General features: G+C 42.0%; 12 protein-coding genes and 1 pseudogene. 4 read left to right on the forward strand and 9 right to left on the reverse strand.

Annotated elements, in window-relative coordinates; all coding sequences use genetic code 11:
• Positions 1-126: 126 nt before the first annotated feature.
• Both fumC and ACSLGF_RS17275 read right to left on the reverse strand, forming a co-directional pair.
• Positions 127-1521 carry a class II fumarate hydratase gene (gene fumC, locus ACSLGF_RS17270; protein WP_456007447.1) on the reverse strand — a complete coding sequence of 465 codons (1395 nt, stop codon included), beginning with the start codon at positions 1519-1521 and terminating at the stop codon, positions 127-129.
• Positions 1522-1608: 87 nt separating this feature from the next.
• The gene (locus ACSLGF_RS17275; RefSeq protein ID WP_003213147.1) at positions 1609-1776 is read right to left on the reverse strand and encodes a YvzF family protein; all 168 of its coding nucleotides are present in this window, start codon (positions 1774-1776) and stop codon (positions 1609-1611) included.
• Between the two features lie 113 nt (positions 1777-1889).
• On the opposite strand from ACSLGF_RS17275, the gene ACSLGF_RS17280 reads away from it, so the two are divergent.
• Genes ACSLGF_RS17280 through ACSLGF_RS17295 form a run of 4 tightly spaced genes read left to right on the forward strand, consistent with a single transcriptional unit; the run spans position 1890 to position 5919 of the window.
• The gene (locus ACSLGF_RS17280; protein ID WP_456007449.1) at positions 1890-3314 is read left to right on the forward strand and encodes a spore germination protein; all 1425 of its coding nucleotides are present in this window, start codon (positions 1890-1892) and stop codon (positions 3312-3314) included.
• Positions 3301-4395, forward strand: coding sequence for a GerAB/ArcD/ProY family transporter (locus tag ACSLGF_RS17285; RefSeq protein ID WP_456007450.1), 1095 nt, complete (start codon positions 3301-3303; stop codon positions 4393-4395). Before ACSLGF_RS17280 ends, ACSLGF_RS17285 begins: the two co-directional genes overlap by 14 nt.
• Positions 4392-5513: a Ger(x)C family spore germination protein gene (locus ACSLGF_RS17290; protein WP_456007451.1), complete on the forward strand. Its 1122-nt coding sequence runs from the start codon at positions 4392-4394 to the stop codon at positions 5511-5513. Before ACSLGF_RS17285 ends, ACSLGF_RS17290 begins: the two co-directional genes overlap by 4 nt.
• A gap of 37 nt (positions 5514-5550) precedes the next feature.
• Entirely contained in the window at positions 5551-5919 is a 369-nt protein-coding gene (locus ACSLGF_RS17295) for a hypothetical protein (protein WP_099726988.1), read from the forward strand.
• A 40-nt stretch (positions 5920-5959) separates the two neighbouring features.
• Here ACSLGF_RS17295 and ACSLGF_RS17300 read toward each other — a convergent pair whose 3' ends face one another.
• The 7 genes and pseudogenes from ACSLGF_RS17300 to ACSLGF_RS17330 all read right to left on the reverse strand — a co-directional run bounded on the left by ACSLGF_RS17300 (position 5960) and on the right by ACSLGF_RS17330 (position 10785).
• A complete protein-coding gene (locus tag ACSLGF_RS17300; protein WP_456007453.1) occupies positions 5960-6595 on the reverse strand; it encodes a response regulator in 636 nt (211 codons plus the stop codon).
• Positions 6592-7656 carry a two-component system sensor histidine kinase LiaS gene (gene liaS, locus ACSLGF_RS17305; protein WP_456007455.1) on the reverse strand — a complete coding sequence of 355 codons (1065 nt, stop codon included), beginning with the start codon at positions 7654-7656 and terminating at the stop codon, positions 6592-6594. Before liaS ends, ACSLGF_RS17300 begins: the two co-directional genes overlap by 4 nt.
• Positions 7653-8417, reverse strand: coding sequence for a cell wall-active antibiotics response protein LiaF (gene liaF, locus ACSLGF_RS17310; protein WP_456007487.1), 765 nt, complete (start codon positions 8415-8417; stop codon positions 7653-7655). Before liaF ends, liaS begins: the two co-directional genes overlap by 4 nt.
• 30 nt (positions 8418-8447) lie before the next feature.
• Positions 8448-8873: pseudogene (locus tag ACSLGF_RS17315) on the reverse strand (DUF4097 family beta strand repeat-containing protein); the annotation flags it as partial.
• A 103-nt stretch (positions 8874-8976) separates the two neighbouring features.
• The gene (gene liaH, locus ACSLGF_RS17320) at positions 8977-9642 is read right to left on the reverse strand and encodes a stress responsive protein LiaH (protein ID WP_456007457.1); all 666 of its coding nucleotides are present in this window, start codon (positions 9640-9642) and stop codon (positions 8977-8979) included.
• 15 nt (positions 9643-9657) lie between these two features.
• Positions 9658-10050 carry a hypothetical protein gene (locus tag ACSLGF_RS17325; protein WP_456007459.1) on the reverse strand — a complete coding sequence of 131 codons (393 nt, stop codon included), beginning with the start codon at positions 10048-10050 and terminating at the stop codon, positions 9658-9660.
• Between the two features lie 165 nt (positions 10051-10215).
• Positions 10216-10785 (reverse strand): cob(I)yrinic acid a,c-diamide adenosyltransferase, encoded by a 570-nt coding sequence (locus ACSLGF_RS17330; RefSeq protein WP_456007461.1) that lies wholly within the window; start codon positions 10783-10785, stop codon positions 10216-10218.
• Positions 10786-10844: the final 59 nt, after the last annotated feature.

Raw genomic sequence — 10844 nt, forward strand, 5'->3', positions numbered from 1 at the left:
AACAACATTCGCATTCAAACGAAACTAAACAACCAATCACCGATAAACTATCGGCAATTGGCTGTATAAAGGTGTTTTGATCCCTGTCTCAAAAACGGGGGTCAGTCCCCAGCCGCCCCTGGTTTTTTATTTTGCTTTCGGTGTCACCATTTCTTCTGGTTTGACAAACTGTTCAAACTGCTCTTCTGTTAGCAGCTCTAATTGAAGTGCCGCTTCTTTTAATGTTAAGCCTTCTTTGTGAGCAAGCTTGGCAATTTTCGCTGCATTTTCATACCCGATGTGCGGGTTAAGTGCCGTCACAAGCATTAATGAATTATTCAGGTTTTTCTCGATTGTTTCTAGGTTGGGTTCGATTCCAATTGCACATTTGTCATGGAATGAATTCATGCCGTCAGCCAGTAACTCAACTGATTGCAGGAAGTTATAGATGATGACCGGCTTAAATACGTTGAGCTCAAAGTTTCCTTGGCTTGCTGCAAAACCGATTGTTGCATCATTTCCCATGATTTGCGCAGCAATCATTGTTAAAGCTTCACTTTGGGTTGGGTTGACTTTTCCTGGCATAATCGAGCTTCCTGGCTCATTTTCAGGAATGATTAATTCGCCAATTCCGCAGCGAGGACCACTTGCAAGCCATCTCACATCATTGGCAATTTTCATTAAATCAGCCGCAAGTGCTTTTAGGGCACCGTGTGCATACGTAATTTCATCATGGCTTGTCAGCGCATGGAATTTGTTTGGTGAGGAATTGAAGGTTTGGCCTGTCAGCTGGCTGATTTCTTCAGCGACATATTTACCAAACTCAGGATGTGCGTTAATTCCTGTACCAACAGCGGTTCCGCCAATCGCGAGCTCTCTCATTTTCTCAGTTGATTCTAGAATCATTTCTTTTGAACGATCCAGCATGTAAACCCAGCCGCTAATTTCTTGACCAACTGTAAGCGGTGTTGCATCTTGCAGGTGCGTACGACCGATTTTGACGATCTCTTGATACGCCTTTGCTTTCTCATCAAGTGTTGCTCTTAACTGGTCAATAGCAGGTACTAATTTTTTGTATACAGCTAAAACGGCTGCCACGTGCATAGCCGTTGGAAATGTATCGTTTGAGCTTTGACTGCGGTTTACATCATCATTCGGGTGAATGCTAAGTTCACTATTTTTATCTTTCAAGTAAGCAGTTGCTCTATTTGCAACAACTTCGTTCATGTTCATGTTACTTTGCGTTCCACTACCTGTCTGCCATACAACAAGCGGGAAATGCTCGTCGTACTTTCCGCTGATAATATCGTCACATACAGCAGCAATCGCTTCTGCTTTTTCACTTTCAAGGTTACCAAGACGTTCGTTGGCAATCGCTGTGCTACGTTTCAAAATTGCAAACGCATTCACAACTTCCTTTGGCATTTTCTCAGAACCGATTTTGAAATTTTCTTTGCTTCGTTGTGTTTGTGCCCCCCAAAACTTGTCCTTTGGCACCTTGATTTCGCCCATTGTATCTTTTTCGATTCTAAATTCCGTCATTATGTATCCCTCCATAGCTTCATCACTCAACTCTATTCTATACAAAAAACGAAAATCCTTTAAGCGTTTTCAATTAAAATTTTATCTTTATTTTAATTTTAGTTCAATATAAACACGAACATCTTTTGAATATTTGTATTTGGGGTTCGTTTTTCCGTAATCTTTTGACGTATATGTCACCTCATAATGCTTGTCAAACGACTGTAGAATACGGTCGATCTCCTCTTTTGTTCCTGCTAAACGAATTTGTGCCATCTTGTTTCCTCCAAAACCCTCATTCTTTCTTTTACCACAAAATAATGTAACACAGAATATTGTTTTTTCAAGCAGGTAATGCTAAGAAAAAGATGTTGAGGCGGGTGATCCTTTTGAATCAGACTCCATTGAAAGAGCACTTATACGATAATCTCTCTGTCATTCTCCCGCAGTTAAAGGAAATGGACGATTTGATCCATGAGAAAAAAACATTACCTCACGGACAGGTTGTTTACTATTTATACATTAAAGAAATGAACGAAGCCATGCAGATTCAAACCTTCTTAAAGCTGCTGCTGCAAGATCATGAGTCTCTAACAAAAGAGAAGCTGGAATCCAATTTATCAATGATGACAACTCGTTCGGTGAAGACCTCTGAGGAATTGGTCGATGCCATTTTTCAAGGGCATTGTGTGGTGTTAATCAATGGATTTCAGCACGCTTATATTTTAGAAACGAACGGAACGAAGAAACGTAGTTTAGGCGATTCTACATCTGAAACAGTGGTGAGAGGGCCAAAAATTGGCTTTATTGAAGATTTAGACACGAACTTAGCTCTCGTAAGACAGCGCTTGAAAAACCCTGATCTCAAAACAGTCGACATGAAGATCGGGCAAAAGAAATACACCCAAGTGACCATCATGTACATTGACGGTACTGTTGAAACTTCTGTTTTAAAAGAGGTAAAAAAACGGCTCAAACAAGTCACCATTGATGATATACAAGACTCTGGCGTCCTTGAGGAGCTCATTGAAGACAATGTGTATTCTCCTTTTCCGCAAATCCAAAACACAGAACGGCCGGATAAAGTTGCATCTGCTTTAAACAATGGGCGGGTCGCCATTTTTGTCGATCATTCACCTTTTGTTTTAATTGTGCCTGCTTCCCTCGCTACAATCATGCAATCACCTGATGATTATTATGAAAGATGGATCGCTGCCTCTCTCATTCGTTTGCTGCGTTTTACTTCCATCTTTCTTACGTTATTTTTATCAGCCATTTATATTGCTCTTGTGTCCTTCCATCAAGGTCTTTTGCCCACACCGTTAGCCATTTCCATCTCAAGCACAAGAGAAAATGTCCCCTTTCCACCTATTGTGGAGGCTCTCATCATGGAGATGACCATTGAGCTGTTACGGGAAGCTGGCTTAAGGCTGCCAAATCCGCTTGGTCAAACGATCGGACTTGTTGGAGGGGTTGTGATTGGACAGGCTGCCGTTCAAGCTCATATTGTCAGCTCGATCATGGTGATTATTGTCAGTGTCATCGCACTTGCATCCTTTACCGTTCCTCAATACGGGATGGGCATGTCATTTCGCGTGCTCCGCTTTGTGTCTATGTTTACTGCAGCTACATTTGGTTTATATGGGATTGTGCTGTTTATGCTCGTACTACTTACACATTTGACTAGACAAAAAAGCTTTGGCACTCCATACTTCTCGCCAGATTTTGTGTTCAGCTATAAAAACGAAGATAATTCCATCATTCGATTGCCTTTGAAAAACCAAAAGAAAGGAGAACGACATGGTCAATCATAAAGAGTCGATCACAAGCTATCAGGCAAGTGCCATTATTACGAATACCACTCTAGGCGCAAGTATGATGATTCTGCCAAGATCAATGGCTCAGGCTGCGCCTACACCTGACGGCTGGATTGCACTCTTATTGATGAGTGCCATTTACATTGTGTTTATTTTTGCGAATGTGCTCATGATGAAAAAGCTTCCCTTCTCCTCTTATTATGACTATACAAACGAAGGGCTTGGGAAATGGATTGGCGCTCTTGCCAACCTTTTGATCATTATTTATTTTCTTGGCGTCGCCAGCTATGAAGTAAGGGCCATGGCGGAAATGGTGAAGTTCTTCCTGCTTCAAAACACGCCTGTATCCGTGACAATGCTCAGCTTTATTTTGGTCGGTTTTTATCTTGTGGTTGGTGGGATTGGTGATTTTGCCAGACTATCTCCTTTTATTCTCATTGTTACACTCATCATCTTATTTATTGCCTACGGACTCAGTGTACAAGAATTTAAGTTAGATAACCTCAGGCCAATTTTAGGAGAAGGCTTCTCTCCTGTCTTCAATTCCTTTAATGCTTCGGCCATTTCGTTTGTCGGCATTGAAATGATGCTGTTTATGCCTGCCTATATGAATACTCAAAAACACACCTTTGCTTATGGAACAGTCGGCTTTTTGATTCCTGCGATCATTTATATTTTCACCTATATTCTTGTGGTTGGTGCGCTGACTGTAAAAGAAACGGCTACTTTGACTTGGCCGACCATTGCATTGTTTCAATCATTTGATATTCAGGGGATTTTTATCGAACGAATAGAATCCTTTTTGCTGATCGTATGGCTTGTCCAGCTTTATACAAGCTTTGTAGGGTATACATTTTTTGCTGCAATAGGTGTATCCAAGCTGACCAAACTTCCTAAAAAAGTCGTGCTCGCCTTGATGGGAATTGTCATCTTCTCCGCCGCTTTATTTCCAAAGGATGTTGATACAGTGCGTAATTATTTAACCTATGTGAACAACCTATTTTTCCTTTTATTCGGCATATTACCGTTTCTCTTATTCATCCTTGTGTTTTTCAAAAGGAGGCGTAAAGCAGCATGAAAAAGAAAGCGGCTCTTGCTTTCCTGGCGCTTATTCTATTAAGTGGATGCTGGGATAGTACAAATATTGAGGAGCTCAACATGGCGATTGGGTTTGCTGTAGATAAAGGAGATCACGGACATAAGCTAAAGCTGTCTATGCAAGTTCTGGTTCCACAAAAAATTGATCAAGAAACGAGCGTGAAAGACCCGACAAAGATCATTGAAACAAGCGGAGATTCCATACACCAAATTTTCCGCACAACTGCCCTGAAGAGTCATCGTATTTTCGCACAGCAGCTCCGAATTTATTTATTTTCTCAGGAACTCATCAATGAAAATAACTTCGATCTTGTGATCAATCAATTTATTCGAGACAATGAAACACGGAGAGGGAGTCTTGTCTTCATGACCTCAGAGAAGCCTGGAGACATGCTGAGAATCAGTGATGCCGGGCAGCCAGCTTCATCCACCCTATACGACATTTCAGGGAATACAAAAACGACCATTCGTATGTTCAAGCCGGTCTCGTTAGGAGATATTTCTTCTGCCATGCAAAACAACGTATCCTTTGCGCTTCCGAAAGTCAGTGTCGATCAGGGCAAATTAATATTGGATGGTGCCTCTATTATTAAAAATAGACGATTTCTCACCAACATCTCTCCGTTAGCGGTGCAGTCTTATAACCTGTTGACTGGGGACGCAAAAGGCGGAGTCATTGAATTTGAATATGATCACAACATCTATTCTTTTGAGATTTTTAAACTTAAGCACAACATTGAGACCCATAAAACAGCCAGTGGCAGATATCAATTTGATGTGTCAGTGGAGCTTGATGGAAGATTGTCTGAGGATTGGAATGAGCGGGAGAACGCATTTAATGAAAAATATCTTCAAGAGATTGAGGATGTCGTGGCACGCCGGTTAGAAAAAAACGTGAACAATTTCGTTGGGGAATTACAGAACGAGATCAAAGCAGATATTTGTGGATTTTATCAAAAAGCAAGTATTGCATACCCGAAGGACTTTCGAAAAGAAGCGAAGCATTGGGATGAGATTTTTAGTGAATCGGATATTCGTTACAAGGCAAATGTGAAAATCCGTGACTTCGGGACTAAGGGCGCAACACAATCCTTATAGAGTATGTTAAAATGGTAAGAAAAAAAGGGTGTCAATCATGAAACGAGCTTTACTTTCGGCCGGCATTCTATTTTTGATTCTAGGAATACTTCTGTTAATCGTTGTATTCATGCAGTCAAAAGAAGATTTCTTCATTGAAGCCGACAGCTTTTCGAGCACATTTTTGATCGTGATTTATTATGGACAAACCCCTGCGCTCCTTCTGATTGGAGGCGGATTATTCGTCGGACTTTCACAGATCATTGATTTGCAGGAGAAAAAAGCAGCAGTGGCAAAGGAGAGCGTAAAGCTATTATCCGAAATGAAGAAAACACTGGAAGACAAATCGGCCGAGGAGCAAGAGGCTTTTCCAGTTCCTGAGCTCCATCAACTATCCGAACGTCCGATCACAGGACAGAAGGACTAATTTACGCATGTTCTAGCAGCTTTCATTTGAAAGCTGTTTTTTATTGAATCAGCTTATGGCGATGTGCATACACAGCCGCTTGTGTGCGATCTTCTACATCGAGTTTTGAAAGAATGTTGGTAATATGCGTCTTCACCGTTTTAATTGTAATAAATAATTCCTCGGCAATAACCTTATTCGATTTTCCATCCGCAATCAGCTTCAATATTTCCATTTCCCTTGCTGTTAATGTATCGTGCAGGATTGACCCATTTGATGAATGACGGAGTTTATTCATGACCTTTCCAGCCACTTTTGATTCAAGTCTTGGTTCGCCGATACTCGCAGACCTAATGGCATCAGCAATTTCTCCTGCCTTGGATGTCTTTAATAAGTAGCTCAAAGCACCAGCCTCAATAACTGGATAGACTTTATCATCATCAATAAAGCTCGTCAGAACGATAATTTTCGCCTCTTCGATTTCCTGACAAATTCTTTTCGTTGCTTCGATGCCATCCATTCCTTCCATCACAAGATCCATTAAAATCACATCTGGCTTTAGTTCAACCGCTAGCTCTACACCTTTTTGTCCATCTGACGCTTCACCGATGACTTCAATATCAGCCTGTGCCTCTAAAAAGGCGGCAAGCCCAATTCTCACCATTTCGTGATCGTCGATTAAAAGCACTCGAATCATCGAACGTTCTCTCCTTTTCCTTCATCAAAAATGGGAACCTTCACATCAATTTGTGTTCCTTTTCCCTCAAATGACATAATCTCTGCGACACCGCCCACTTCACTTGTTCTTTCTCGAATCGATTCAAGTCCGTAGGAGGCCGTCTTCACATGATCCGTTTGAAAACCGATACCGTTGTCGATGATCTTCAGCTGCACTTGCCGATTTCTAATGAGCAGACGCACGGTGACCTTTGTCGCCTTTGCATGCCGAAACACATTTGAAAGGGCTTCTTGCACAATTCGGAATAGGTGGTCTTCCACCCCTTTAGATAACGGGACATCATCCTCGATTTCCCAATCAATATCAATCGGCTGCTTTGCCTGGAATTCATTTAGCAGCTCAATCAAGCCTTTTTTCAAGTCTTTTCCTTCAAGTGTGATCGGCCTTAGATGCAGAAGTAGTGCGCGCATCTCATTTTGTGCATCGCCAGCCATTCGTTCGACAAGACGCATTTGCTTTAAAATCTTTTCATCCTGTTCCTTCATTCCTTCAAGAATGGCAGAGGTCATCATGGAGATCGCAAATAACTGCTGGCTGACTGCATCATGCAGTTCACGTGCTAGACGCTGACGCTCTCCTGAGACAACCGATTTCTTCATTTGAACCTGCCATTCAGCCCGCTCATTTGAGAGCTTTTGTAAGGAGGCTACCTGCCCCTCAATCCGTTTCGCCATCTCATTTAATTGATCGGCCGCTAAGCCAATTTCATCGTCACCTAGAGACGGCAGTCTATACGCAAAATTCCCATTTTCAAACTTCAAAATCGACTCCACAAGCTGATCCAGCCGTTTCTTATGCTGATAGCCAAACACATGCCCGGCAGAAACGCCAATGGCAAGACTAATGATGAGTAAAATACAAAAAAACGGGATGCCGAACCACCGCGTAGACAGCAGGATCATGGGGTCAAGCTGGTAATAAAAAAACATCGGCAGCGTCGTCATGATGACAACACCGAGCGAGATCCCAACTGCGAGACGAACAGATTGCCACTGGATGCCTAAATGCAGTTTCCTCATAAGTACCTCACATCCACATCTCCAATCAGTAGAGAAATGGAGATTTTCACTTTTCGCTTACTCTCATCGTAATCATCGGTCATCACATACACCTTACTGCTGAACCCGCTTCTTTTTTCATCAATGATTTTCATATCACCAATGGCAGCTGAAGCACTCACACATACTTCAATATCCTGCGGTACGTAAATATCCACATCTCCAATAAGTCCACTGATGACGATGGTGCTTTCTTCTTCCGCGATGATGGCCTTTGATAAATCAATTTTGACATCACCAATAAAGCCCGAAATCGTCAAATCACTTAATTGAAACGGCTTTTTCATCAGTCTGACTTCACCAATAAAAAAATCATGCTCTTTGTGCGGCTTTGTCTGGCTTTTTGTTTTCTTTTGGTCGCTCTTTTTTTCAAGATTGACTTTCAGTGAATGCTTTTTCTCGTCTGATGTTTCCTTTTTATCGACATCAAAAACGGGTTTGTTCTTCAATAAGCGATAACCAGCATAGATCAAAAAGGCAGCAAATAAATATCCTGTTAAACTAAAAGTGATATTTAGCAGAAACTTCAAGAAGAGAAAGCCGGCAAAAATATAGGAAACTGAACCGAGCCAACGTTTGGATCGTGAGTGCAGCCAATAGCCAGCTAGAGCAAAGAACACAGGCCAAAACAGATCTGCTCCGATCCCAATAATTTTGAGAAATAGATTAATACCAAAAATCACAACAATGATACCTAAAATTTGATTTCTTGAAAAACGCAGTTGACTCGCCTCCTTCCTTTCTTACGTTCATTACCGTAGTTTTAGGCTGCCACTTGTCATCTCAATATCAACTAAGTGTGTCCCTTTTCCCCGCGTACCTGTAAAGTCTCGACCTTCATTATCGGCTTGATCAAAGTTATACGAATGATCGATGCTTCCACTTGTTTTTTTCACTTGGACTTTGAAGTCTCCATCATCTGGCAAATTGAATTTTGCACTGCCTGATGTCATGTGAAAGAAGACAGGTGAATCTATTGTATCAAAACTTGCCGTCAATCTACCGCTTGTCATGCTCAATTGCAGCTCCCCTTTGACATCTTTAATATCGGCACGGCCCGAAGTTGCACCAATGTCACTATCCTCCGCATTGATATGAGACACTGAGAGTCTGCCAGATGTAGCTTTGATTTCCACACGTTTTGCTGAGAAATTCTCGGCTGTGAGGTTACCGCTCGTTGATTTGAGCGTTTGGCCTTTTTATTATAAGGAAAAGCGAAACAGAAAGAAATCAAATATCGGAAGAAAAAGCCTGCATTTCTTCCGACTTGACACATCTTCCTTATTTTGCTTGCTGCTGTTCAGGCTTCTTCTCCAGCTTGAGCTTCTGCCATTCTTTTTCAACCTCATCGGCATAATCTAGATGAGCATACGCACCTTGCTCTGCAAATTGTGCATAGCTGCCTGCTTTTGTCTCCATTTCTTCTATACGATTCTCCATTCGAAGAAATTCCTTATATGCACTTTCACTGTCTACTTTATTAATGGATTCGTTCATATGCTGCTTTGCCTGTGCGGCATTTGCTCTTGCAATGAGTGCTTGCTTCTTGTCTTTAATATCACGCAGCTTCGTTTCTAAATGCTGCAATTGTTCTTTCAGCTCTTTCAATTGTTTCACAGATTGCTGGTAGGCATCCTGATACTCCTTATGCTTTTCTTCAAAATACTTCATTTCAGTGAGCGCTTTTCGTGCAAGCTCTTCTTCTCCCGCATGAAATGCCAGCTCAGCCTGCTTCTTTCGCTTATCAGCAAATGCTTCTGTCTCATCTGCTTGACGCAGGAAGCCTTGCTGAATCGTTTGCTGTTTGATGATCGCATGTTTCGCTTTGGCAATATCGTCCTCCATATCACGAACGTATTGATTCAGCATCACACGTGGATTCTCCAGTTTATCTAAGCCTTCATTGACGGTTGCAACAAACATATCTCTTACCCTTCTTAATACCATTTAATATTCCTCCCTTTATTTTTTCTTTAAAAAGTCTTCCCATTCTTGATCAAATGACGTGTGGATGGGTTCTTCCATGTTCGGTGCCGCACCCGGCTCCCTATATGATCTGCCTGATGATTCTTTAGCTGATTCACCATTTACCATCGTCCAGCCAAAATAGAGAAGTGTTCCAGCAAATGCAATTCCGAGTAAAAATGGCAGAGATTGCACAACGAGCAGCACACCAATGACAGCTAGAATGACACCTGCGGTTTTACTGCCTTTATCATATTTTTTTACACCTACATAGATGAGCCACGCCCCAATAAGAGTTGGGATCAGCCCTCCAAGTGAACCACCAAAGAAGATGGATAAACCGACAAACATAAGAATCGAACCGATGATTGTTTTACTTGTTATTTTCATCTTCATGCCTCCTTTCTTGCTCCTTGCTTTTACTATAGTCAAAAAAGAAAGCTGGCAAAACGTGTCGCAGATTGATCTTTGATTGCGACCAGAGTCGTAACTATGCTCAGACTAAGCGTTAGAATCCAACAAAAAAGCACTCTTCTGATTCGAAGAGTGCTTCCCTTATTTAGAACGAAACACATCTGCACTTCGTTCATATTCAACATCAGTTTCACCGAGCCGATGATTGACGATACGTGCGGCTGCAAACAAATAGTCAGAAAGACGGTTCACATATGTGAGCGTAACTGCTGGAATCTCCTCCTGCTTCGCCAGCGTCACAATATGCCGCTCTGCTCTTCTGACGACTGTCCGCGCCGCATGTAAGAAAGCAGCGCCTTCCTGGCCGCCCGGTAAAATAAACTTGGTGAGCGGTGAGGCTTCCTCTACATACACATCCATTCTTTGCTCAAGGACTGCCACAGACTCTGCTGTTAATTTGCCTTCTTTACACGGCTTCACCGCTGCCAAATCGCCGCCGCAGTCAAAAAGCTCATGCTGAATGACGATCAGCTCTGACAAGATATCTTGAAACAATTCGCCATGCTGCCGTAAATTTGCATGCGCAAGTCCAATGAAGCTATTCGCCTCATCTAACGTACCGTACGCTTCTACTCTCATGTCATCTTTATCGGCTCTTCCGCCAATCAAGCCTGTTTGGCCTTGATCCCCGGTTTTTGTATAAAGTTTCATCGGTTTTCCCCCTGTCTATCACTTTGCTCTTAGTATACCCTGAAGTGAATAGGATGTAT

The sequence above is a fragment of the Bacillus sp. A015 genome, from assembly GCF_053851875.1.

Bases quoted from the DNA above. Each gene is read 5' to 3' on its own strand.
- ACSLGF_RS17290 (WP_456007451.1), top strand. From the start codon at position 4,392: ATGAAAAAGAAAGCGGCTCTTGCTTTCCTGGCGCTTATTCTATTAAGT.
- ACSLGF_RS17295 (WP_099726988.1), top strand. From the start codon at position 5,551: ATGAAACGAGCTTTACTTTCGGCCGGCATTCTATTTTTGATTCTAGGA.
- ACSLGF_RS17300 (WP_456007453.1), bottom strand. From the start codon at position 6,595: ATGATTCGAGTGCTTTTAATCGACGATCACGAAATGGTGAGAATTGGG.
- liaS (WP_456007455.1), bottom strand. From the start codon at position 7,656: ATGAGGAAACTGCATTTAGGCATCCAGTGGCAATCTGTTCGTCTCGCA.
- liaH (WP_456007457.1), bottom strand. From the start codon at position 9,642: ATGGTATTAAGAAGGGTAAGAGATATGTTTGTTGCAACCGTCAATGAA.
- ACSLGF_RS17285 (WP_456007450.1), top strand. From the start codon at position 3,301: ATGGTCAATCATAAAGAGTCGATCACAAGCTATCAGGCAAGTGCCATT.
- ACSLGF_RS17330 (WP_456007461.1), bottom strand. From the start codon at position 10,785: ATGAAACTTTATACAAAAACCGGGGATCAAGGCCAAACAGGCTTGATT.
- ACSLGF_RS17275 (WP_003213147.1), bottom strand. From the start codon at position 1,776: ATGGCACAAATTCGTTTAGCAGGAACAAAAGAGGAGATCGACCGTATT.
- ACSLGF_RS17325 (WP_456007459.1), bottom strand. From the start codon at position 10,050: ATGAAAATAACAAGTAAAACAATCATCGGTTCGATTCTTATGTTTGTC.
- fumC (WP_456007447.1), bottom strand. From the start codon at position 1,521: ATGACGGAATTTAGAATCGAAAAAGATACAATGGGCGAAATCAAGGTG.